Genomic DNA, 22,287 nt, shown 5'->3' with positions numbered 1-22,287 from the left:
GCCCTCTCAGATTTTTTCGCCAAACATCCGCTCCTTGCCTGCCCAGATTGGGCTACCTGAGCATTGGGCAGATCAGGGGTCAGAAAGGCAGCTCTATGTTATCTGGCTCGGTCTCGGGAGGCTCGTAGCCATCAAGATCATTGATCTCGTTTCCGTCGCGATCATACAGGACCATGGTTAGACCCTTTGCCTCTACCATCAACTGAGCGATCTCCAGAGACTTCCTGCCGAGGATGTGGCTGAAGGCCGTGGCTGTAACCTCGGGCCGGTTAGCAAGTGTCTTGGCGAAGGTCGCTCCCAGACGATCAACTACTCTCATCGCTTCCATTTGAATCCATGCATCATCGATTTCATGTTCCACTCCAGTTGTCTGCCGTTGCCATTCCCGATCTGCCTTGTCCCACTGAGAGAACGTGCGAGCCTGCGGGCCAAGCTCACGGGCGACCTTGCGCATCTTGTCAATCGTGCCCTTGCTGATGTGCGTCCTCTGGATGAGCTGAGCCTTTGAGAGCTTTCCAAGCTCATCAGCATGGACGACAAGCCTCCAGGCGTAGTTCGCCTTCTCCCGGTAGGTGACCTGAAGCTTCGCCTTGCTGTTCGCCGTCTCGGCAAACTGGATTGCCTGCTCGACGGTACCTTTGAAGAAGCTGACCGGTATCGGCGCTTCGCGGTTCCAGAGCCGATAAGCTTCGAGCCGGTGATGGCCATCGATGACGATTACGGACTGCTCGCACCGCCACACGGTGATCGGGTCGAGAGCCTTGTGGAGGGTGAGGAGCCTCTTGAGGTCGCTCACGTGACTTTCGTGAACGTCCTGATCTCTGATCTGGAACACCTGAGGTATCTTGATCAAGTCCTTCTGAGGGACATGGGTAGGCGGGGGGTCGACAACCTCTGTTGTTAGCTCAGAGGCGGCCCGTAGAGTCTCCAGAGCGCGGGCGAAGGGTTGGTTATGGACCTTGCTGAGGATCGACTCAGCGACCTCCTGTGAGGCCGTGGTGGTGATTCTGTGATTGGTATCTGGCATCTTCGTTCTTGTTCGATGTTATTGTTGTTGCGGTCGCTCGTTCAGCCGAATGAAAAGACCCTCGGCAACGCATCGGTCACCGAGGGCAAGGCTGAACAGAACGTGAGCGGGCTGAACCAACTCCCGGGGATCGGGTCGCTCGAAGGCGCGTGGTTCTTATATAAGTGAGGGGTAATTGGCCGAGCTATTCGGGTCGACTTACTGCCTCTAAGAGCGGGCTACATTCTACCCCATGGTGGGGGTAATTGATCGGGGTCATCCCAGTCGGCGTACTGCCGCGTGAAGGCCGCCGACTACGTTCAATTTATCCCCATGGTAGTGGTAATTGAATTGTCACCGCCGCGTTGGTCGACTGGCCGCCAACCCACCCTCCCATAAGTGGGTAGCAATGGCCTCGGCCGAAAGCACTCGATGACGGCGCTTAATACTGCCACCCCTTGACCTTCGAGAGGTCTAAGCCCTTGTACGTGATGTCATCGATCTTGGAGCCGAAGTCTCGTACTCCGTAGCGACGGTTACTCGTCTTGCCCTTGCTCACGTAATGTCCCTGTATCCACTCCCGCTCTTCCTCGGTTAGACCGCTGCGAGCGGCTGCCGTGGTCCATGCGTCGCGAAACCCGCGCAATGGCTTATTACCTGTCTCAGGGATGGCTCCATGCTCTCTCAGATACTTGCCCCACCACGTGGCAAAGCTCGCGTGGAGGTATCCGCGCTTGCCTTTCATCGTGAGCTTTGGAAACAGCGCGACCTGCCCCGACTTCTTCAAAGCCTCCACGTAGTGGGTGAACCCGAGGTCGAGGAGTGTCTTAGTGATCGGCAATGTTCGTCTAATGACCGGGTTACCATCGGCCTTGATGTGCCGCGCGCCTTTAACCGGATGCACTCCTTCGTCTGTGATACGCAGGCACCACTGGTCTTCCTCGTCATCAAAGAACACGTCGCCTACCAAAAGCTGGCACATCTCCTCTGGCCGATTTCCGTACGTCAGCAGAAGTAGGGGAAGCCAGAAGGCCGCCTCTCCTCTTCCCTGCGTAGGACGCTCTCCTCGCGTAAAGACTGGTAGGTCAAAGATCGCTTGGAGCTGCGACGCAGTAAAACCCTCATCAGCCGCTGGTAGCCGTTCCTCTACACGCTGGTCGCTGAATGGATTGTCGAGTGACCTATCAACGTGGCCGCGCTTCCTCGCCCATGCCCAGATCGAATTGAGGTGGCTAACATGGCCGTTCACACTCTTGCCCGACAATCTCGGCACGGTCAGCCGGTCAGCGTAAGCGGCAACCAGTTCCCTCAGACCGAGCTGTCGATGCTCTTTGTCTGGACGAACGGGTTTCTGTTGGAGAAGGAGTATCCACTCGGCAACCTCCCGCCGGGTGATCGAAGCCATTGGCTTTCCCTCACTCACGCTCTCGAACAGGCGTAGTGCGGTTTCGGTAGCCTCCGTGGTGGAATGCCCCTTCTTGTTCATGTCCAGCTTCTTCTCGGCCATCTCGCGGATGGTCAAACCTTGCGCCTCTGCAGGTGCCGACTTCTGCTGGACTGCCGATGCCGGCGGTGGGGGGTCAGGTGTTGGTACCGGCTCACCAGCTTGGCGCTTCAAGCTTGCCACCGAATTTTCGATCACGAGCGAGAGGTAGGCTCTCGCCAGTCGCCCGTACCCATCGCTCCTGATGTCCACGTAGAGGCCATGCGCCAGACAGACCTCCTCCAACTCGTCTCTCACCACGTCGCTTATACGGCCTCGTGCGTAGTCCTCTCGATAAGCCTTGAGGAGCATCTCGTGCGTTTCTTGCCGTTGAGACCAGCGCCTGTCAGGGTCATCGTTAAACTCGACCCCAGTCACACCTGCCACTTGCCTTCTGACCTCCTCGAAGAAGTGGTCTTCGTGTGGATCGAAGCGGTTCTCCTCATCTTCTGCAAGCAGACGATGGCGTTCGCTCTTGATGATGTGAGCGATTAACTCAGCGGTTAAATCGTCAAAGTGCCCCGCCGCACGCTTCCTTGCGAGGTCGAGCAAGGCTTCGCATTCCCTCGCTGCCTCAGCGCATTTCTTGAGGATTACAGGGTCGTTCTTCTGCCCCGAGCCGAGCCAACGGACGAACTCGGTGATCTGTCCCTCGACGTGTGGGCGGAGCTTAGCGGGGATCACCTTCCGGAACTTCCAGCGATGACCAACGTAGTAGAGGTTGTTCAGCATTACGCCCATAACACGCCGTCCTTGTACCAAGCCTTTGTACCGGGCACAGCGCGTAAGTTATTGAAAAAGCTGATATCGAAGTCGAATCAAAGACTTCGTTTGGGAATGGTGCCCAGAAGAGGACTCGAACCTCCACACCCTTTCGGGTACCAGCACCTGAAGCTGGCGCGTCTACCAATTCCGCCATCTGGGCGACGGAGAGCCATGTACGGGGGTGGCCTCTTGCTGTCAACAGCGTTTTTGAAGTTTTCCTGACAGGCAGCAAAAAAGTCGTTGATGTCGGTGTATGATGGCAGCGGCCCAGTCTGAAGCAACGCGATAGCGATCGGCGCAAGACGCCCTATATGGAAGCAAGAAAGGATGATCCGATGCCTGGCCTCCACAATCTTTGCCTTATCGCGCTGTTCTCCCTGCTGCCCTGCGCCGTGCTTGCGATGCCGCTCAGCGGATTTTCGCCATACGTCGGCGAATCAGACGTGATCCGCGTGGGGTCGACCATGTGCGACGCACGCGGCTGTTTTACCTTCGGCCCGGTGCAATCGTTCCGGCCGTCCTATGTACAGCCGAACTTTCGACCGCCAACGGCCACCGGTCCGACCTACTATCGACCGGGCGCACAGGGACGCGGGCCGCTCTACTACAATCCGCCGCCGCCTGTTCGTACCGTGCAGCCGAAGACGCAGGACCGGCAATTCCATGTGGATTGGTGCAGAACTCAGTATCGAACCTATAACCCGAAGACTGATCGCTTCGTAACCTATGAGGGTTTCTACAAGACCTGCAATTCACCTTTTGACTAGCGGCAGAACCGGTTTTCGATCCTGCCTCAGCTTTCCAGCGAGGCCCGATCGACGTGGCCGAGATCGCGGCCAGGTTCGATGATGTCACGCACGCGCTGCTTTAGCTCCTTAGGACCGGGAAAGCCGCCGTCGCGCTTGCGCTCCCAGACCAAATCGCCGTTGACACGTATTTCAAAATTGCCACCGGTGCCGGGAATGAGCGCCACCTCACCAAGACTGTCAGTGAAAGTCTGGAGCAACTCCTGGGCCATCCAGCCGGCGCGCAGCAGCCAGTTACATTGGGTGCAATAGAGGATCGTCACGCGGGCTTTCTTGTCGCTCATGTCGGGGGCTCCCTTTCGTTCATCCCGATTTAAGAACTGCGTGGGCATGGCGCAATCCATATTGCAATCGCGAAGCGGCTGGTGTTCCTCTCCGTCTCGAGGATCGTAGGGAGATGCTGATGCGGATCGCCGTCGTTGAGAACATGAAGAGCACGCCGCTCGGCTCGCTGGGCCTAGCGCTGGCGGAAGCCAATGCCGAAATCCAGCACTTCTATCCCTGGATCGACGGTACGCTGCCTGCCGGTGATGCCGATTATGATGCGCTGGTGGTGCTCGGTGGTGAACAGAACGCTATCGACGACGCGAACTATCCCTACCTCCCGGCGCTTACGCATTTGATGCGCGAGTTTGCCGAGGCCGATAAGGCCGTGCTCGGCATCTGCCTTGGCGCACAGATCCTGGCGCGCGCCTACGGTGCCGAAAATCTGCTGAATGCCAGGCTGGAATTCGGCTGGCACACGGTCAGCAAGTCCGAGGAGGGCCGGATCGACCCGCTGCTTTCCGGGCTTGCAGAGGACTTCACAACGTTCCAGTGGCACAGCGACACCTTCACGCTACCGGCCAGCGCGACCCGTCTTGCCGTCAGTAGGCTAGCGGAGAATCAGGTGTTTCGCGTGGGACGGGCGGCCTATGGCACGCAGTTCCATTTCGAGGCCAGCGCATCCGTCATCGACAGCTGGAAAGTCGAATTTGCGACTTCAATCGAACAGATGGAGCCAGGCTGGCATGAACGCTATGCGGCGCTTGCCGCCGCCCACGCGAGCGAATCCGATGCCAGCGGCCTTGCCATCGGGCGCAACTGGGTCAGCATGATCAGAGCACAGGTGCGGTCACAGCCCGAAGCCGTCGCCGGCAGGTAAGCCGGCGACTTATGGTGAACCTGCTGCGCTACTGGGCAGAGCGAATCCAAACGAGCATTTCGCCGGGCGCGCGGTTGTCCCACAGATGATAGGGCACAAAGCGTGCCGTCCCCTTCCCGGTTGCCGGCGGCTTGGTCCGATAGAGTGTCGTACCCCAATCCGACTCATCCTTGGTCACCGGGACATCGAGGGCGACCGCACCACCAAGCTCGGCGATCTCCGCCGTGCTTGCCAATAGATCCTCGCCAAGCCGGATGCCATTCAGGCCTGCCCCGTTGTCCGTTGCCTCGACGCAATAGACGAGAGGACCGCGCATCAGAGCAGCGCGCCCGGCGTCCTGGCGAACCAGTGGATTTGCCCAAAGAGCGCGCGCTTCCAGCGGAATGTTCAAGTCGATCTTGTCGCCATCGCGCCACTCGCGTTCGATGCGGGCGTAACCATCAACGTCGACTGAGCCCAGTTCGATCGGCTCACCGTTGACGGCGAGCGTTGCGCCATTCGCCCATTCCGGGATACGCAGCGAAACCGCAAAGCGAGCCGGCGTGCTTGTCTTGATGTCGAAATGAACGGCACCGTGCCAGGGGTAGCGGGTCTTCTGCGTCAGTTCGACATCCGAGCCGGCGATTTTGAACCGCGCCTTGCCTTCTCCGTAGAGATGGATGGCAATCTCGTCGTCGGCGACACCATACATATAGGAGCCGATCGAGGCGAGCAGGCGGGCAATGTTCGGCGGGCAGCAGGGGCAATGGTGCCAAATCCAGCGGTGGTGCTTGCCAGCGCTTTCCAGCGGGTTTTCGTAGAAGAACGTCTTGCCGTCGAGCGAGAGGCCGGCCATCGCGCCGTTGTAGAGTGCCTGCTCCATTATATCGGCATAGCGACGGTTCGGGCCGCGGCCAAGCATGCGGTTTGCCCAGAAGACCAGGCCGACGGAAGCGCAGGTCTCGGCATACGCGCTTTCGTTCGGCAGATCATAGTAGTCAGTGAAGCCTTCGTTGGCCGCCGCTGGGCCAATGCCGCCAGTGACATACATCTGCTTGGTCGTCAGGTCGTTCCAAAGGGTCTCGAGAGCGCCGGTCAGACTGTCATCGTTATACTCGGTCGCGATGTCGGCCATTCCAGAATAGAGGTACATGGCGCGAACGGCGTGGCCGACGACCTTCTTCTGCTCGCGAACCGGCTGATGGGCCTGGCTGTATTCATAGGTCTTCTGATGATAGTCCGCTGTGCTGCGACCATCGCGGATCGCCTCTTCGGTGAAGAAGTGCGGCTCCGTTCCGCGCTCATCGACAAAGAACTTGGCAAGGTCCAGGTACTTCTTCTCACCCGTCGCACGGGCGAGCTTGACCAGTGCCAACTCGACCTCCTCGTGGCCGCAATAGCCCGGCATCTTGCCCGGGCCGTGACCGAAGACGGAAATCAGGTAATCGGCAAAGCGGCACATGATATCGAGCAGCTTACGCTTGCCGGTGGCCTGATAATAAGCGACCGCGCCTTCCATCAGGTGACCGGCGCAATAGAGTTCGTGATGGTCGCGCAGGTTGGTCCAGCGGCGGTCGGGCTGAACCCGCTGGAACCAGGCATTCACATAGCCATCCTTATCCTGCAGCTTCTCGTACATATCGACGATGGCATCGACCCGGCCTTCCAAAGCAGGATTGGCGCGGCGATAGAGCGAATAGGCAACCGTCTCGATCGACTTGCCGAGATCGCTATCCCAAAACATCTGCGTCGAACCGCCCCAGGGACCGATCGGGATGACAATACCTGGGCTCGGTTTGGTAACGTCGATTGCCTGCAGCATGCCGGCCTCGACACAGCGATCGAGCAGCGTTTCGGCGGTGCTATTGCAGATCGCATCCTGGCGCTCTCCGAACAGGCCATGCACATCGACATCAGGTACGGGAAGCGGACGAAACTGGCGATCTCTTTTCAACTTGTTCATGGCTTGATCCATCTTTCTTCGGAGGTCATTTCACAGCGCCGGCCATCAGCCCGCGCATGTAGTAGCGTTGCAGAAGCAGGAAAACGATGAGGCACGGGATCGTCATGACGGCGACACCCGCCTGCACGGCGCCCCAGTTGATCGCGCCCAGACGACCGGCGCGCACCGCCATCATCAGCACGGGCAGCGTGTACTTCTCGTTGCTGGAAAGCAGCACGAGCGCAGCCAGGAATTCGTTCCAGGCATTGAGGAAGGCGAAGATCGCCACGGTCGCGACACCCGGCAGGACAAGCGGCAGCAGCACGAGCACGAGCAGCTTCAGGTCATGGGCGCCGTCGATACGCGCTGCTTCTTCGATCTCCTTTGGCACCGCATCGAAGGCGTTGCGCATCATGAATACCGAAAACGGCAGCTGTAGCGTCACATAAACCAGCGTCAGGCCAAAGAGGGAATTGTTGAGCCCGAGCCTGGCAAGGATGATGAAGAGTGGTGTGAGAATGGATTGGAAGGGGATCATCAGCGTCGCGATGATCAGGATGAAGAAGACGTTCTTCATCGGGAAGCGGTAGCGCGAGAAGCCGTAGCCGGCGAGCAGGCTGATGACCACGGTCAGCACAACTGTCGCAACCGACACGATGAGCGAGTTGAGAGTATGCTGCCAGATGCCGGCGCCGAAACTGTCCAGCGAGCGATAGGAATCGAAGCTGATGCCGTTCGTCGGCCATGGCGGCAGCGGCGGCAACCGCGCCTCCGTGCCATGCCGGAGCGAGGCGAGCAGAGTGATAACAAACGGAGCGAGGAAGAAAATGGCTATAGCGATGCCGGTGCCGTGATAGGCAGCCTGCCCACGGATTACACGGCTTCGCCTGCGACCAGTGACGAGGCTCATCAGCGCTCCTCCCCGACACGCAGCAGCCAAAGCTGCACGACACTGATGACGACCAGAATGGCGAGCAGTGCAATCGACAGCGCTGCGCCATAGCCGAGATTGAAAGACACGAACGACTGGTTGAAGATATAGTAAACGACGGAAATCATTCTGTTTTGCGGTCCGCCCGAGGTCATGATGTAGAACTGATCGAAGGCGAGGATCGAGCCGGTCACCGAAATAATCAGAGCAAGCGCGATCGTCCTGCGCATTAACGGCAGCGTCAGAAAGCGGAAACGCTGCCACCAGTTTGCGCCATCGACGACAGCGGCCTCGGTGAGATCGGTCGGGATCGCCTGCAACCCTGTGAGCAGGATGATCATTGTAAAGCCGGCTATCTTCCACACGACCATGACGCAAATCGTCAGGAACGCGCTGTCGAAGGTGGCAAGCAGGTTCGGGCTCTTCTCGACCAGTCCGAGCGCTTTCAAGGCGGGACCGATGAAACCGCTGTCGACGTTGGCGAGCCACACCCACAGCAGCGACGCCGACGCCAGACCGACGACGACGGGTAGAAAGATGACGGTGCGATAGGTGCTGACGAAGGCCCGCTGCCGCTCGACGAACAGGGCAAGCGGAAAGGCGACCGCGAAGATCAGGATCGTCACGATGACCGTGTAGTAGGCGGTGAAGTTCAGAGCCGCGACGAAGCGGCCGTCATTGAACATGCGGAAGTAGTTGTTGAAGCCGATCCAGCGCTGGGCACCCATCAGGGGCCAGTTGTGAAGGCTCATCCAGGCGGTGAACCCGACCGGGAGCACGAAGAAAACGATCACCAAAAGCATCGCCGGAGCGATGTAGAGGAGGCCCGTCCATTCCGGTCGTGGGGCACGTCTGCGCACGCATGCAATCTGCTTTTGACCCGTCACGGTCATCGAAACACTCCGCATCATTCCTGGTAAAATCGGCCGGAGGACTGCCACCGCCCTCCGGCCACGGCCGCCGGGAGATTATTGGCCGCTGTCAATGATGGACTGCATCTCCGACTGCGCGTTCTTGAAGGCGCCGTCGACATCGTCGCCGAAGATGGCGGCGTTGGTGAATGTCGCCCACGGACCGTTGGCGCTGTTGATCAGATCGTTGAACTGCAGCGTATAAGGGGTCTTGGCGACCGAGATGGCCTTCAGGCCGACCTGCAGCCGCGGATCGAGGCCCTCGAGCACCTTGTCGGCGATGTCACCGCGGGTCGGCAGGCTGCCGTATTTCGCCATGATCTTCTGGCCGTCCATGGAGTAGATGTATTCGAGGAATTCCTTCACGGCGTCGATCTTCTTGGTGCCCTTGGTGATGACGAAGTTGTCGCCGCCAGCAAAGGAAGACGGATTGCCGTCAACGCCCGGGATGAGCGTCACGCCGAAATTGATGTCGGGATGCTCGGTGACGAGCGTGCCGATCGCGAAGGCACCGAGGCTCTGTTGGCCGATCTTGCCGTTGGTGAAGGTCAGGAAGTTGGCACCATTGTCGCTGGCAGCGCTTGCCGGGACAAGATCCTTCTTAACCATGTCGCGATAGTAGTCGACCGCCTTGCGCATCTGCGGGGTATCGAGGGTCGCCGTCTTGCCGTCGGCCGACAGGATGTCGGCACCCGCACCCCAGGTGAGCGGCGTGAACGTGAAGATCATGCAGCCACCGCAGCCGCCGCCGGAGAAATAGAAGCCGTAGGTGTCATCACCGAGCTTACGGATCTTCTCGGCGTTAGCAGTGATTTCCTCCCAGGTCGCTGGCGCCTTTTCAGGATCAAGACCTGCCTTCTTGTAGAGGTCCTTGTTCCAGGCGAAGACCGAGGTCTCGACTGACAACGGCAAACCGTAGACGCGATCCTGATAGGTGCCGAGGCGGACGTGCGACGGCGATAGCGAATTGAAATAGGGCAGCTTCTTTGCCCAGTCCGTCAGGTCTTCCAACTGTCCGGCAGCAGCGAAGGCCGGGTTGTAGATGAGATCCATCGACAAGGCATCCGGCGCCTGCCCACCGGCAATGGCGGTTGCGTATTTCTGGACGAGTTCCGAGAACGGCACCTCGGTCGCAACGACCTGGTTCTCGTGGCTGGAATTGTAGGCTTCGACAACCTTCTTGAAGGACTCACCGATGCCCGAACGGACCCACATTTCGACTTTCTCGGCGGCCGACGCTCCGGACACCAGGCATAGGGTGGCAACGCTTGTCGCAGCCAACAGACGCTTAATCATGGCACTTCCTCCCAAATTGGCGCATCTCCTCCGCGCCGGTTCCTCATCTCCTGGGGTTTTGGGCCCCGCATGACTGCCGCACCACAAGCCGGCACGGCAATTTCCTGACACCCGGATCCACCGGGCGTCCCTCCGCCAGCGCCAGGACCGTCAACCCGGCCTGACGCCCTAGTTCCTTCAACTCCATATCGACGGAGGTGAGCGGCGGCCGCGTCTGGCCGGCGACGATCTCCCAATTGTCGAAACCGACCACGGAAACATCGTCCGGCACGCGTAGACCACGCTCGCGCAGCGCATCCACCACGCCACGGGCGATCTGATCGTTGCCGCAGAAGATCGCGTCCGGCCTTTCGCCTTCCTTGCTCCAAATCTCAGCGACAGCCTCGTGACCCCAGGCCTCGGCCCAGTGACCAAACATGACGAGGCCCTCGCCGCCAATGACATCGCGATAGGCATCCGCGCGCTCGCGAACCGAGAAGAAACTCTCCGGCCCGGTCACGTGAGCAATCCGACGACGGCCCATCTTCACAAGCCATTCCACCGCCAGCCGCGCGCCCTGCGCGTCGTCCGAGCGGAAGGTAACGCTTGTGGATGCCCCCTCGGTGAATGCGTAGACGACGGGGACAGGCAGGTCCGAAAGATCGATCGGAAGCTGTCGATCCAATCGCTTTCCAGTGGCGATGATCCCGTCCACTTGCTTTTCCAGCATGGCGTCGACATGGATCTGACCGAGCGCTGGATCGTCTTCGATCGCGCAGAGAAAAACCGATACCCCGTGATCGAGCAACGCCTCCGAAATGCCGGCCATGACAGGCAGCGTGAAGCGCCCATACGTGTCGTTGGTCAACAGGCCGATCGTGAAGCTGCGTTTGCTCAGCAGGCCGCGGGCAAGCGCATTCGGACGGAACCCGACCTCGCCGGCGATGCGCTTCACCCGCTCCCGGGTGTCCGCGCTCATGCGCCCGGTTTCATTCAGCGCTTTCGACGCAGTAGAGATACTAACACCCGCCGCCGCTGCGACGTCGTGAATGGTGATCCGGCCTCTTTTTCCGCCAGTGACGTTCACCGCGCCCCTCCCTGTTCGACGATGAGAAAAGCTTTTCCCAAACCGATCGTCAAGTGAGAAAAGGTTTTCTCAATCAAAAATCATACAATTGTCATCGAGAGACCAGGAGGCACGAAAGCAAAGAAAATCGCGGCAGTTTTTACGACTGCCGCGATCCAATTCAGCCACGTGTATGCGATCAACCCTTGATCGTCGCCTTGCCTTCTTCAAGGAGACGGGCCGCCGCTTCGGCGGGAGTCGTCCGCTCGAAAGCGAGTTCATCGGCGATCGGACGGAAAACGCGCTGGTCGAACTGTGTCGAGCCGAGCGGTGCCGGTGCCGGATATTCGCCGACCTGATCTTTCAGCAGGTTAATATATTTCACGGTGGCCTGCTCGGTCGGATTAAGGTTGGGGAGAATCGCCTCGCGCACGACCGGCGACATGGGCACGCCGCGCTCCACGCCAAGGATCTTGCCGGCGTCGACGTCGTTGACGAAGAAGTCGATGAACTTGGCCGCAGCTTCGCCATTCTTGGTAGACCCACCGACGCTCCAGATCAATGCGGGGCGATAATAGTGGCCGGAGGGGCCGCCCTTCTTTTCGCGCGGCAGGAGCGTGATCGCGAGCTTATTTTTGGAAAGAAGCTGGTAGCCGACGAGCTGGTTGGAATAGGCCATCCCCATTGCCGATTTTCCGAGCGCGAGTGCGTTCGTGTCGATGGTGTTCTGGTCAAGCGTCTGGATATCGGCAGCGACGGTGCCGCCCTTCTTGCGCAGATCCTCCCAGAACGTGTACCACGCCGTCGCATCGTCCACATTGAAGCCGAGCTTGCCGTCGGCATAGAGGCTCTTGCCGCGCTGACGCAACCAGGCATCGAAGACGTAGGTGTAGCGCGCACCGTAAGGGCCGCCCCAGTAGTTGTCCTTGCCGCCAGCCTTCGTCAGTTCGACCGCAAGCTTGGCATACTCTTCCCAAGTAAGGTCCGCAGTCGGCACCGGGATGCCAGCTTTCTCGAAGGCAGTCTGGTCAAAGAACAGCGCGAAGGAGTTGAGGCCAAGACCGACGCCGTAAAGCTTTCCGTCCACAGTCGTCAGCTTCAGCATGTCCTTGCCGAACGAATCGACCTTCAATGTCGAGGGTACGAATTCATCCAGTGCCAGGCAGGCACCGCGCTTGGAGTAGTCCGAGATCGTTCCCGGCTCGAGCTGGAACACGTCGGCAATGGCGCGGCCAGCCATCTGTGTGGACAGCTTGGTCCAGTAGCCATCGCCACTCAGGGACTCACCGACGATCGACACGCCGGGATTCTTGCTCTCGTAGAGCTTCGTGACATCAAGCGTGCGTTTGGCACGATCGTTCGATCCCCACCACATCGCGCGAAGCTTCGAATCTTCCGCAAAAGCCGGGATCGAGCCTCCGGCGCCGAAGGCCAGACCGGCAGCAACACCGGCAGAACCCATCAGAAATGAACGGCGATTGACCTGCATCTTTCATCCTCCTCTTTCATCGCCCCGCCATCCTCCAACGGCTTAGTGGGCTTATGCGGCGTAGATTACGCAAAAAAATACTCAATGCAACAAATTATCTTTTTCTTGCAAATTTGCATTATTTGCATAATCTCCTCGATATGAACGAGATGAAGACCAAAAGACTGAGACAAGCCGACATCGCAGCCATGGCTGGAGTCTCCGTATCCACGGTGTCCCGCGTGCTCGCCAACGAGCCCGGAATCAGCGAAAGCGTGCGCCAGCACATTCTCAAGGTGGCGGCCGAGAACGGTTACTCGGCCCGCACGACGAGCGGTCCGCTGCGCGGCACTCTCGCCTTGATAGCCAGCGATGGGGTAACAGGCGGGCTGAGTGTCTTCTACGAAGGGATCGTCGAGGGGTTGCGCGCCGGCGCCCTCGATGCCGGTCTTCCCTTCGAGGTGCGGCTCATCCGCGAGAACAGGGCTACGCCGGACGTGGTCCATGAGTATATGCAGACGGCCGGTGCCGGCGGGCTGTTCCTCGTCGGAATCGATCCGAGCGCCGAGTTGCGCGCCTGGTTCGAGGACGCCGCGATCCCGACGGTGCTGGTCAACGGCACCGATCCGCGGCTCAAGATCGACGGCGTTTCACCTTCGAACTTTTTCGGTGCCTATGAAGCGACGACCCGTCTACTGAATGCCGGCCATCGCCGGATCCTACATTTGACGGGATCGCACCGGAACACGATTCGCGAGCGCGTGCGCGGCTTCAAAGCTGCGATTTCAGAGGTGGAGGGTGCGGAAGGACGCCTTGTGTCGATGACCTTCCATGGCAGTGCAACCCGCGAAGCGCACGAACTGACGTCCGCCGTGCTCGCGGAGAACGTCGGCTTCACTGCCGCCTTCTGCATGAACGATTTCATCGCCGTCGGCGTTCTCGAAGCCGCAACCGAGGCCGGAATGCGGGTGCCGGAGGATTTCGCCATCGTCGGCTTCGACGATCTTCCCTGCGCGCTGATGACCAACCCACCGCTGTCGACCATGCGCGTCGATCGCATGGCGCTTGGCAGGGAGGCAGTCAGTCTTATTGTTGCGCGCTTCAAGGACCGCAATGCCCCTGCCCGCCAGATTTGCCATGCCGTCGTGCCAATTGGCGGCGGCACCGTTCCGAACTCCTGAAATGAGCAATGCCGATGACCTATGACCCCGCCAGTGCAAATCCGCTTGCCAACAATCCGCTGAAGACACGCGAGGACATGTCGCGCGCGCTGCGTGACCTCTTCGATCCGCTGCTTCCCTTTTTTTCGGCAGGCAATGCCCGCGTCCGGCTTGATGGCGCGGCTGCGCATTTCGATCGCGCGGCAGCGGATCTCGAAGGCTTTGCGCGGCCGCTCTGGGGATTGGCGCCGTTTGGCGCGGGTGGCGGCGACTTCGAGGAATGGCACCGCTTTGCCGAGGGCATCGCCAATGGCACAGACCCGAGACACCCTGAATATTGGGGGACCGTCAACGGTCGCGATCAGCGCATGGTAGAGCTTGCGGCGCTCGGCTTCGCGCTGGCACTGGTGCCGGAGAAGGTCTGGGAGCCGCTGAGCGGCCGGGCGCGCGACAATGTCGTCGCCTATCTCAAGCATGCCCGGCAGTTCGACTATGCCGACAACAACTGGAAATTCTTCCGCATCTTCGTCGACATCGCGCTCGACCGCGTCGGCGCCAATTTCGACCGCAGCCTGACCAAGCAATATCTCGAGGAGCTAGAGGGCTTCTACATCGGTGACGGCTGGTACCGTGACGGCAATGTTCGCCGTATCGACCACTACATTCCATTCGCCATGCATTTCTACGGCCTGATCTACTCCAAGCTCGTCGACGACGACTACGCAGAGCGTTACCGCGAACGTGCTGTCCTCTTCGCCAATGACTTCAAACACTGGTTCGGCTCGGATGGTGCGACGATTCCGTTCGGCCGCAGCCTGACCTACCGCTTCGCCTGCGCCGGTTTCTGGTCAGCTCTTGCCTTCGCCGATCTTGAGGCCTTGCCTTGGGGCGAAATCAAGAGCCGCTGCCTGCAGCATCTGCGCTGGTGGAAGGACAAGCCGATGACCAACCGCGACGGCATCCTGTCGATCGGCTTCGGCTATCCCAACCTGCTGATGTCCGAGAACTACAATTCAGCCGGTTCGCCCTATTGGGCATTCAAGGCGTTCCTGCCGCTGGCTTTGGCCGAGGATCATCCCTTTTGGACTGCGCCGGAAAAGCCGCCTGTCGAAACGGCGAGCGTCCTGCCGCAGCGCCATCCCGGCATGGTGCTGATGCGCAATGGCGGCGACGTCGTCGCGCTTTCCTCCGGCCAGGAGAACCTGCAGATGCGGTTCGGCACGGAGAAATACGCGAAGTTCGCCTATTCCAGCCGCTACGGATTCAGCGTCGAATCCGACGAGCGCAACTTCGCCGGCGCCGCCTTCGATTCAGCCCTCGCCTTCAGCGATGATGGCCTGCATTACCGTGTTCGCGAGACCAACCGGGAGGCCAAGCTTGCTGGTGATGTTCTTTATTCCAAGTGGTCGCCATTCCAGGATGTAGACGTCGAGACTTGGCTGGTGCCGGCAGCGCCATGGCACATCCGCGTCCACCGGATCAACACACCCCGGCCTCTGCAGACCGCGGAAGGCGGCTTTGCGATCGCACGCCGGGATTTCGAGCTCGATACGCTTGTCGCGGACGGTTCGAGCGCCTACGCCGTCGGGGAAGCTGACTTCAGCGGAATTGTCGATCTCGGCTCTCAGGCACCGCGCACCGGCGTCACACAAAAGGCGCCGCCGAACACCAACATGATCGTTGCGAAGACGCTGGTGCCGCAGCTGCGTGGTGAAATTCCAGCAGGCCAGACGATCCTGATGACCGCGGTCCTTGCCGCCAACGACACAAGCACGGTAGCCGCCGCGTGGGCTGCTCGACCAAAGGCTCCTGACATTGCGGAGCTTGAAGCCCTTGTGGCGAGCGCCGGCATCGAGGTCAGCGCCATCAAGGCACCGGGGCAGATGCCATGAAGCACCCGTCCATCGCGCTTGCCATGCAGCCATCCCGAACAGAGCACGTCCTGAACGCCGAGGCGCTGCGCCGGTTGGCGGAGATCGGCCATCTTCTCGACCCTACACCGCTTCAGAGCTTTAGCGACGATCGTGCTCGCCGCGTTCTCGCCGAGACCGACATCCTCATCACCGGTTGGGGGGCGCCCTATATCGGTCGCGAGGTGCTTGCGGCCGCACCACGGCTGCGGCTCATCGCCCATGCGGCCGGAACCGTGAAGGGAATCGTCGACGAGCAGATCTTCGATGCCGGCATTGCCGTCACGCACGCCGCCGAAGCGAACTCGGTGCCGGTTGCGGAGTTTACGCTTGCGACAATCATCTTCGCCGGCAAGCAGGTGTTCCGCTTTCGCGACCTTTACGTCGCGGATCGCGACCGACACCGGACGCACGCGATGCAGCGGCTGGCGATCGGCAATTATCGCCGCACGGTCGGCATCGTCGGCGCATCGCGCATCGGCCGACGGGTCATCGAGCTGTTGCGACCATTCGAATACAACGTGCTTCTCTTCGACCCCACCGTCGATGTAGTCGAGGCGAAAAGCCTCGGAACCGAGAAGGTCGACCTGCCGACGTTGATGACACGATCCGATATCGTCTCCCTGCATGCGCCATCTCTTGCCTCGACGCGTCATATGATCGGAGCAGAGGAGCTGTCGCTGATGAAGGACGGCGCAACGCTGATCAACACGGCGCGCGGCGCCCTGATCGACGAAGCTGCGCTGCTCAAGACGCTCGCCAATGGGAAAATCGACGCCATCATCGACGTCACGGATCCTGAAATACCCGAGAGGGGGTCGGCTTTCTACGATCTGCCGAATGTCTTCCTGACGCCGCACATCGCCGGCGCAGTGGGGCTCGAGCGCGGGCGCCTCGGGGACATGGCAATCGATGAAATAGAGCGGTTCACCAAGGGCGAACCGCTCCGATATCAGATCCTGCGCCGCGACCTGGCACTTATTGCTTAGCCGGCTTTCAAATTCGCCGGTGCAGCGGCGACGATCTCCGGCATCAAATCGGAGATCTTCACGACCTTGCCGGTGCGCGAACTGGTGAGCGCCGCAATGCCACACAGTACCGACATGGCGCCAGCACGCGTGCCGGCTCGTTGGCCAAGCTTGTCTTCCATCCCCTGCTTGAAGATCATGTTGCGCATGCGGTTGTCGCCGCCGTAGTGGCCGCCCGCCGAATGCGGCACGACGATGCGTTCGACGGCCGGCTTGTCTTTCGGGAAATTGCGGACGAGCAGGATAGTGTCCTCGTCAGGCGTTTCCCAGGGCTGCTTTTCGTATTGCCTGAGCTCAATGCGCCCATGCGTGCCGTTGAAGGCGATGTGGTGGCCTTCGATCGGCTGGAAGGTATTCAGCGAATAGGAAACATGGACGTTGTTCTTGTAGCGGATGCTGACGACCATCGTGTCGGGGATATCGATATCCTCGCGATAAACGCAGCCGTCGCGGAAGTAGCCATCGATTTTCGACGGGTCTTCGTACAGTGAATCGAGGAATGGATCGGCTTCGAGGTCGAGATAATAGTCACACTCGCCAGTATGCGGACAGAGCTTGCAGCGCGGGCCGCGGAACGGCCCCTTGCGGCCGTAGTTCTGCAGGTCGGCGAAGGAAGTGACGGCATCGGGGTCGCTATCCAGATACCAGTTCAAGAGATCGAAGTGATGCGTCGCCTTGTGCACGAAAAGGCTGCCGGAGTTTTCTGCATAGGCGTGCCAGCGACGGAAATAGTCGGCCCCGTGCTTCGTATCGAGGTACCAGTGGAAGTCGACCGAGGTGACGCGGCCGATCTCGCCGCCATTCAGCAGCTCCTTGATCTTGGCCGCCGTCGGCGCGTAGCGGTAGTTGAACGACACGTCCACGCGCTTGCCGGTTCGTTTTTCCGCATCGAGGATACGGCGGATCTTGTCGACAGCCGTCGTCATCGGCTTTTCCGTAATGACGTCGATGCCGGCTTCCAAAGCACGAACGACGATGTCGTCATGCGTATAATCCGGCGTGCAGACGATGACGAGATCGACCTGCTGCTCAGCGAGCATGGCGTCGATGTTTTCGTAGATCGGCGCATTGCTGCCGATCATCGTGCGGGCTCGCTCGGCACGCAGCGAGTTGGTGTCGACGATCGCGACGAGATCCACATGCTCGCGCCAGCCGGCAAGCAATTCCTTGCCCCACATGGTGGTGCCGCGGTTTCCCGTTCCAATCAAAGCAAAGCGACGTTTCTCCATCGAATGATCCTCCTCATGCGTATGAAACGAACAGCGTCCTGATGCCTGACCAAGGAAAGCTGCGCCCCCTATTCGCGGCTCATGGCAAAGCTGTAACTAAACAGTTACCTGATGGCAGAGATGGTTTCCTGTCAATAGCCGATGGCGAATTTCACGGATCAGGCGGAAATCGATGCGAGGGTCACGTGGACGATGTGCCTCTCCCAGGCGTTGAGATTGCCCGGCTCCGCCAGGTCACGGCCGAAAATCGTCGAAAGCGTGTACTGGTTGGACAGATAGAAATATCCGAGCGAGGCAATCGTCAGGTAAACATTCAGCGGGTCGGCATTGGCGATGAAGACACCAGCCTTCTTGCCGCGCTCCAGCACGTCGGCGAGTTCTCCGATCAAATGCGAATGCAATTCCTTGAGCCGAACCGATTGGCGTAGCCAGCGGGCGCGATGAAGGTTCTCGGTTCCGAGCAGACTGAGAAATTCCGGGTGCTTCAGGAAATAGCGCCAGGTGAACAGCGCCAACTCACCAATGCCCTCCTCAGGCGTGCGGTCGCCGATATGGAGCTCGCGTTCGGCGGTGCGGATCCCGACATAGGCCTCCTCCAGCACCCTGAGATAGAGCTGTTCCTTGTCGCCGAAGTAGTGGTAAAGCATGCGCTTGTTTGTGCCAGCACGCTCGGCGATGGCGTCGACGCGCGCCCCGCCGATGCCGTTCTCAGCAAATTCCTTGGTCGCAGCCTCAAGGATTGCCGCGCGGGTCCGTTCCGGATCGCGCTGCAGGACACGTTCGGGCGATTGACGCCTTACTCTCTTCTTTTGCCCATTTCTGCCGGCGCCTTCCATCGGCTCACCTTTCCAATTTCCCCATTGCGCTCATAGTACGTTGAGAACAGATTGTAAAAACGAGAAGCGTCAGCGGCACCATCAACATCAGCGCTTGACAGCCTCAACGCTTGTCCATAGCTTGTAACCAATTAGTTATTTGTTGCAAGAGAAACCAGCAAGGAACGTGTGGAGGCGTTCCCCAAGGGAGGAGGAGAACAGATGACGTTCAGCATAAATAGACGTGGCTTCATGGCGGGGGGAGCTTCGCTCCTGTCGCTTTCGGCGCTCGGTGCCCCTGCATTCGCAGAGGATGCCCGACTTCGCCTTATCTGGTGGGGCTCGCAACCGCGCGCAGACCGCACCAATAAGGTCTCGGATCTCTACAAGTCGAAAAATCCCGGCGTTTCGATCACCGGCGAATTTCTCGGCTGGGGCGACTACTGGCCGCGCCTGGCAACACAGGTTGCCGGCAAGAACGCGCCCGACGTGATCCAGATGGATTATCGGTACATCGTCGAGTATGCCGGGCGCGGCGCGCTTGCACCGCTTGAGTCCTATATGCCGGCCAAGCTCAATCTGGGCGATTTCGACAAGGCACAGGTCGAAGGCGGCAGTGTGAATGGACACCTCTATGGCGTCAGCCTCGGTGCCAACTCGGCCGCAACGGTGCTCAACACCACTGCCTTCCAGGAAGCAGGTATAGACCTGCCGACCCAGGCAACCACGTGGGAAGAGTTCGGCAAGATGGCCGCCGAGCTGACCAAGGCGGGCAAGCGGAAGGGCATGTTCGGCATGGCCGACGGCAGCGGTGCCGAGCCCCTGTTCGAAAACTACCTTCGCCAGCGCGGCAAGGCCCTCTACACGGCGGACGGCAAGATTGCCTTCGGCGTCGAGGAAGCCTCCGAATGGTTCGATATGTGGAACAAGTTCCGCGAAAGCGGCGCCTGCGTCCCCGCCGACATTCAGGCGTTGGACAAGAACGACATCGAGACCAATACTGTCTCGCTCGGCAAGTCGGCTGCCGGCTACGCGCATTCGAACCAGTTCGTTGCCTATCAGCAGATGAACAAGGACAAGCTCGCACTTACCAACTACATGCGGGTCGCCAAGGACTCCAAGGGTGGGCACTATCGCAAGCCATCGATGTTCTTCTCGGTGTCGTCGCAATCGAAGGTGCTTGAGCAGGCGGTCGATTATGTCAACTTCTTCGTGCAGAATCCGGATGCTGCGGTCTTGCTCGGTGTCGAGCGCGGCATTCCAGAGTCCGCTGCCATGCGTGACGTGGTCGCTGGCAAGCTCGATGCAGTGGGCAAAATTCCGCTGGAGTATGTCGCCGGACTTGGAGAACTTGCCGGCAAGTTGCCGCCGCCGCCGCCCTCGGGCGCGGGCGAAGGCGAACTGACCTTGCGCAACATTTCCGAGCAGGTTGCTTTTGGCCAGGTGGCGCCAGCCGATGGCGGCAAGCAGCTCGTGGATGAGATCACGCGTATTCTCGCGCGAGGTTGAAACCTATGACCAATGCGATGCGCACGACGGCTAGCGGAGCCGTAGCAGTGGAACATTACCAGGGAGCAGTGGCAGACAGCCGTTTTCGGCGGCTGTGGAATGCCAATGCGCCGGGTTACCTGTTCCTATTGCCCTGGCTTCTGGGCTTTTTCGGGCTGACCCTCGGACCTGCTCTGATTTCGCTCTACTTGTCCTTCACCGACTTCGACATGTTGCAGTCGCCGGGCTGGGTGGGTGCTGCCAACTACGTGCGTATCGCGACGGCCGACCCGAAGTTCGCGTCGGCAATGTCGGTGACCCTGACCTATGTTGTGCTCTCGGTTCCGTTCAAGCTCGCTTTCGCACTCTTGGTCGCGATGGCGCTTAACAAGGGTGTGCGCGGTCTGCCCGTCTACCGCGCCATCTTCTATCTGCCGTCGCTGCTCGGCGGCAGCGTGGCGATCGCCGTCCTCTGGCGGCAGCTCTTCGCCCGCGACGGCCTGGTCAACGCGGCGCTTGCCAATTTCGGGATCGAAGGTCCGAGTTGGATCTCACATCCCAGCTATTCGATCTATACGCTGGTGGCGCTCAGCGTTTGGCAGTTCGGCTCGCCAATGATCATCTTCCTTGCCGGCCTGCGGCAAATTCCGACCGATATGTATGAGGCCGCCAGCCTCGACGGCGCATCCAAGTTCCGGCAGTTCTACAAGATCACTCTGCCGCTCTTGACGCCGGTCATCTTCTTCAACGCCGTCGTTCAGACGATCGATGCCTTCAAGGCCTTCACACCGGCCTTCATCATCTCGGGCGGCACAGGCGGGCCGATCAACTCGACGCTGTTCTACACGCTCTATCTCTATCAGGAGGCTTTCGGAAATTTCCGCATGGGCTACGCCTCGGCGCTCGCCTGGGTCCTCGTGCTGATCATCGCGGTCTTCACTGCCTTCTCCTTCCTGACCTCGCGTTATTGGGTGCACTACGATGACTAACGGGATTACATCGGCCGTTGCGGCACCACCTTCCGATATCACCAAGCGCAGCCTCCCGGCATCGATCACGGTCCATACGCTGCTGATCCTCGGCTCGCTGCTGATGCTCTATCCGCTGCTGTGGATGGTCTCCGCGTCGGTTCGGCCGGAAAACGAGATCTTCTCGTCGACCTCGCTCATTCCGTCGTCGATCGACTTCTCATCCTATCTTCGCGGCTGGGTCGGCCTCGACATCAGCTTCGGCCGGTTCTTCTGGAACTCGCTGGTCATTTCGGTACTGACCGTCATCGGCAATGTTGTTGCCTGTTCGCTGGCAGCCTACGCCTTTGCCCGGCTGCGTTTCGCCGGCCGGAACTTCTGGTTCGCGATCATGCTCGGCACACTGATGATCCCGTACCACGTGACGCTCATTCCGCAGTATGTGCTGTTCCTCAACCTCGGTTGGGTGAACACCATCCTGCCGCTGGTCGTGCCGAAGTTTCTGGCAAGCGATGCCTTCTTCATCTTCCTGATGGTGCAGTTCTTCCGCGGCATCCCGCGCGAACTCGACGAAGCGGCGATGATGGACGGGTGCAGTGCCTGGCGCATCTACTGGAAGATCATGCTGCCGCTATCACTGCCGGTGCTAGCGACCGCAGCGATCTTTTCCTTCATCTGGACCTGGGACGACTTCTTCGGGCCGCTGATCTACCTCAACGACATGAACACCTACACGATCCAGCTCGGCCTGCGCACCTTCGTCGACTCGACCAGCGCATCGGACTGGGGCGGCCTGTTCGCCATGTCCACGCTGACGCTGGTGCCGGTGTTCTTCTTCTTCCTGTTTTTCCAGCGATTGCTGATCGAAGGCATCGCCACGACAGGCATGAAGCGCTGATGCAGTTACGGATAT

19 protein-coding genes and 1 tRNA gene are annotated in these 22,287 nt (G+C 59.8%); 8 read left to right on the top strand and 12 right to left on the bottom strand.

Going from position 1 to position 22,287, the window contains the following annotated elements:
- Nucleotides 1–79: 79 nt before the first annotated feature.
- The 3 genes from FHX16_RS00920 to FHX16_RS00910 all read right to left on the bottom strand — a co-directional run bounded on the left by FHX16_RS00920 (nt 80) and on the right by FHX16_RS00910 (nt 3,414).
- Complete coding sequence (locus FHX16_RS00920; protein ID WP_259126357.1) at nt 80–1,027, bottom strand: ParB N-terminal domain-containing protein; 948 nt, start codon at nt 1,025–1,027, stop codon at nt 80–82.
- Nucleotides 1,028–1,448: 421 nt separating this feature from the next.
- The gene (locus FHX16_RS00915; protein ID WP_259126355.1) at nt 1,449–3,230 is read right to left on the bottom strand and encodes a hypothetical protein; all 1,782 of its coding nucleotides are present in this window, start codon (nt 3,228–3,230) and stop codon (nt 1,449–1,451) included.
- A 97-nt stretch (nt 3,231–3,327) separates the two neighbouring features.
- Nucleotides 3,328–3,414: transfer RNA gene (locus FHX16_RS00910), tRNA-Leu, on the bottom strand.
- A gap of 175 nt (nt 3,415–3,589) precedes the next feature.
- Between FHX16_RS00910 and FHX16_RS00905 the strand changes: the two genes are divergently transcribed.
- Entirely contained in the window at nt 3,590–4,021 is a 432-nt protein-coding gene (locus FHX16_RS00905) for a BA14K family protein (protein ID WP_183863314.1), read from the top strand.
- 26 nt (nt 4,022–4,047) lie between these two features.
- Here FHX16_RS00905 and FHX16_RS00900 read toward each other — a convergent pair whose 3' ends face one another.
- Complete coding sequence (locus tag FHX16_RS00900; RefSeq protein ID WP_183863312.1) at nt 4,048–4,344, bottom strand: SelT/SelW/SelH family protein; 297 nt, start codon at nt 4,342–4,344, stop codon at nt 4,048–4,050.
- Between the two features lie 119 nt (nt 4,345–4,463).
- Between FHX16_RS00900 and FHX16_RS00895 the strand changes: the two genes are divergently transcribed.
- Complete coding sequence (locus tag FHX16_RS00895; RefSeq protein WP_183863310.1) at nt 4,464–5,204, top strand: type 1 glutamine amidotransferase; 741 nt, start codon at nt 4,464–4,466, stop codon at nt 5,202–5,204.
- A gap of 28 nt (nt 5,205–5,232) precedes the next feature.
- Here FHX16_RS00895 and FHX16_RS00890 read toward each other — a convergent pair whose 3' ends face one another.
- The 6 genes from FHX16_RS00890 to FHX16_RS00865 form a co-directional block, all read right to left on the bottom strand.
- Nucleotides 5,233–7,146, bottom strand: coding sequence for a glycoside hydrolase family 127 protein (locus FHX16_RS00890; RefSeq protein WP_183863308.1), 1,914 nt, complete (start codon nt 7,144–7,146; stop codon nt 5,233–5,235).
- 25 nt (nt 7,147–7,171) lie between these two features.
- On the bottom strand, nt 7,172–8,035 hold the full coding sequence (locus FHX16_RS00885) for a carbohydrate ABC transporter permease (protein WP_183863306.1): 864 nt from the start codon (nt 8,033–8,035) through the stop codon (nt 7,172–7,174).
- Nucleotides 8,035–8,949: a carbohydrate ABC transporter permease gene (locus tag FHX16_RS00880; protein WP_183863304.1), complete on the bottom strand. Its 915-nt coding sequence runs from the start codon at nt 8,947–8,949 to the stop codon at nt 8,035–8,037. The genes FHX16_RS00885 and FHX16_RS00880 overlap by 1 nt, the downstream gene beginning before the upstream one ends.
- Before the next feature lie 75 nt (nt 8,950–9,024).
- Complete coding sequence (locus FHX16_RS00875; RefSeq protein ID WP_183753709.1) at nt 9,025–10,263, bottom strand: sugar ABC transporter substrate-binding protein; 1,239 nt, start codon at nt 10,261–10,263, stop codon at nt 9,025–9,027.
- A 43-nt stretch (nt 10,264–10,306) separates the two neighbouring features.
- Nucleotides 10,307–11,329 carry a LacI family DNA-binding transcriptional regulator gene (locus FHX16_RS00870; RefSeq protein WP_183863302.1) on the bottom strand — a complete coding sequence of 341 codons (1,023 nt, stop codon included), beginning with the start codon at nt 11,327–11,329 and terminating at the stop codon, nt 10,307–10,309.
- A gap of 178 nt (nt 11,330–11,507) precedes the next feature.
- Complete coding sequence (locus tag FHX16_RS00865; RefSeq protein ID WP_183863300.1) at nt 11,508–12,797, bottom strand: ABC transporter substrate-binding protein; 1,290 nt, start codon at nt 12,795–12,797, stop codon at nt 11,508–11,510.
- Between the two features lie 140 nt (nt 12,798–12,937).
- Between FHX16_RS00865 and FHX16_RS00860 the strand changes: the two genes are divergently transcribed.
- From FHX16_RS00860 to FHX16_RS00850, 3 genes are read left to right on the top strand one after another with little or no spacing between them, the layout of a single operon-like run.
- Nucleotides 12,938–13,957, top strand: coding sequence for a LacI family DNA-binding transcriptional regulator (locus tag FHX16_RS00860; RefSeq protein ID WP_183863298.1), 1,020 nt, complete (start codon nt 12,938–12,940; stop codon nt 13,955–13,957).
- A gap of 14 nt (nt 13,958–13,971) precedes the next feature.
- Nucleotides 13,972–15,828 carry a DUF2264 domain-containing protein gene (locus tag FHX16_RS00855; RefSeq protein ID WP_183863296.1) on the top strand — a complete coding sequence of 619 codons (1,857 nt, stop codon included), beginning with the start codon at nt 13,972–13,974 and terminating at the stop codon, nt 15,826–15,828.
- On the top strand, nt 15,825–16,835 hold the full coding sequence (locus FHX16_RS00850; RefSeq protein ID WP_183863294.1) for a hydroxyacid dehydrogenase: 1,011 nt from the start codon (nt 15,825–15,827) through the stop codon (nt 16,833–16,835). Before FHX16_RS00855 ends, FHX16_RS00850 begins: the two co-directional genes overlap by 4 nt.
- Here FHX16_RS00850 and FHX16_RS00845 read toward each other — a convergent pair.
- Both FHX16_RS00845 and FHX16_RS00840 read right to left on the bottom strand, forming a co-directional pair.
- The gene (locus tag FHX16_RS00845) at nt 16,832–18,103 is read right to left on the bottom strand and encodes a Gfo/Idh/MocA family protein (protein WP_183863292.1); all 1,272 of its coding nucleotides are present in this window, start codon (nt 18,101–18,103) and stop codon (nt 16,832–16,834) included. The genes FHX16_RS00850 and FHX16_RS00845 overlap by 4 nt on opposite strands.
- Before the next feature lie 158 nt (nt 18,104–18,261).
- Entirely contained in the window at nt 18,262–18,939 is a 678-nt protein-coding gene (locus FHX16_RS00840; RefSeq protein ID WP_183863290.1) for a TetR/AcrR family transcriptional regulator, read from the bottom strand.
- Between the two features lie 201 nt (nt 18,940–19,140).
- Here FHX16_RS00840 and FHX16_RS00835 point away from each other — a divergent pair, with 201 nt between their 5' ends.
- From FHX16_RS00835 to FHX16_RS00825, 3 genes are read left to right on the top strand one after another with little or no spacing between them, the layout of a single operon-like run.
- The gene (locus FHX16_RS00835) at nt 19,141–20,427 is read left to right on the top strand and encodes an ABC transporter substrate-binding protein (RefSeq protein WP_183753725.1); all 1,287 of its coding nucleotides are present in this window, start codon (nt 19,141–19,143) and stop codon (nt 20,425–20,427) included.
- Between the two features lie 5 nt (nt 20,428–20,432).
- Entirely contained in the window at nt 20,433–21,395 is a 963-nt protein-coding gene (locus tag FHX16_RS00830) for a carbohydrate ABC transporter permease (protein WP_183753727.1), read from the top strand.
- Nucleotides 21,388–22,272, top strand: a complete 885-nt coding sequence (locus FHX16_RS00825; RefSeq protein WP_183863288.1) for a carbohydrate ABC transporter permease — start codon at nt 21,388–21,390, stop codon at nt 22,270–22,272. The genes FHX16_RS00830 and FHX16_RS00825 overlap by 8 nt, the downstream gene beginning before the upstream one ends.
- Nucleotides 22,273–22,287: the final 15 nt, after the last annotated feature.

It is taken from the genome of Rhizobium sp. BK661, assembly GCF_024808825.1.
GTDB lineage: Bacteria > Pseudomonadota > Alphaproteobacteria > Rhizobiales > Rhizobiaceae > Rhizobium.
Note: the sequence above shows the minus strand (reverse complement) of the source record. Positions and strands in the feature narration are given on the sequence as shown.

Coding starts and splice junctions, on each gene's coding strand:
- FHX16_RS00920 (WP_259126357.1), bottom strand. CDS start 1,027: ATGCCAGATACCAATCACAGAATCACCACCACGGCCTCACAGGAGGTC.
- FHX16_RS00915 (WP_259126355.1), bottom strand. CDS start 3,230: ATGGGCGTAATGCTGAACAACCTCTACTACGTTGGTCATCGCTGGAAG.
- FHX16_RS00905 (WP_183863314.1), top strand. CDS start 3,590: ATGCCTGGCCTCCACAATCTTTGCCTTATCGCGCTGTTCTCCCTGCTG.
- FHX16_RS00900 (WP_183863312.1), bottom strand. CDS start 4,344: ATGAGCGACAAGAAAGCCCGCGTGACGATCCTCTATTGCACCCAATGT.
- FHX16_RS00895 (WP_183863310.1), top strand. CDS start 4,464: ATGCGGATCGCCGTCGTTGAGAACATGAAGAGCACGCCGCTCGGCTCG.
- FHX16_RS00890 (WP_183863308.1), bottom strand. CDS start 7,146: ATGAACAAGTTGAAAAGAGATCGCCAGTTTCGTCCGCTTCCCGTACCT.
- FHX16_RS00885 (WP_183863306.1), bottom strand. CDS start 8,035: ATGAGCCTCGTCACTGGTCGCAGGCGAAGCCGTGTAATCCGTGGGCAG.
- FHX16_RS00880 (WP_183863304.1), bottom strand. CDS start 8,949: ATGACCGTGACGGGTCAAAAGCAGATTGCATGCGTGCGCAGACGTGCC.
- FHX16_RS00875 (WP_183753709.1), bottom strand. CDS start 10,263: ATGATTAAGCGTCTGTTGGCTGCGACAAGCGTTGCCACCCTATGCCTG.
- FHX16_RS00865 (WP_183863300.1), bottom strand. CDS start 12,797: ATGCAGGTCAATCGCCGTTCATTTCTGATGGGTTCTGCCGGTGTTGCT.
- FHX16_RS00860 (WP_183863298.1), top strand. CDS start 12,938: ATGAACGAGATGAAGACCAAAAGACTGAGACAAGCCGACATCGCAGCC.
- FHX16_RS00855 (WP_183863296.1), top strand. CDS start 13,972: ATGACCTATGACCCCGCCAGTGCAAATCCGCTTGCCAACAATCCGCTG.
- FHX16_RS00850 (WP_183863294.1), top strand. CDS start 15,825: ATGAAGCACCCGTCCATCGCGCTTGCCATGCAGCCATCCCGAACAGAG.
- FHX16_RS00845 (WP_183863292.1), bottom strand. CDS start 18,103: ATGGAGAAACGTCGCTTTGCTTTGATTGGAACGGGAAACCGCGGCACC.
- FHX16_RS00840 (WP_183863290.1), bottom strand. CDS start 18,939: ATGGAAGGCGCCGGCAGAAATGGGCAAAAGAAGAGAGTAAGGCGTCAA.
- FHX16_RS00835 (WP_183753725.1), top strand. CDS start 19,141: ATGACGTTCAGCATAAATAGACGTGGCTTCATGGCGGGGGGAGCTTCG.
- FHX16_RS00830 (WP_183753727.1), top strand. CDS start 20,433: ATGACCAATGCGATGCGCACGACGGCTAGCGGAGCCGTAGCAGTGGAA.
- FHX16_RS00825 (WP_183863288.1), top strand. CDS start 21,388: ATGACTAACGGGATTACATCGGCCGTTGCGGCACCACCTTCCGATATC.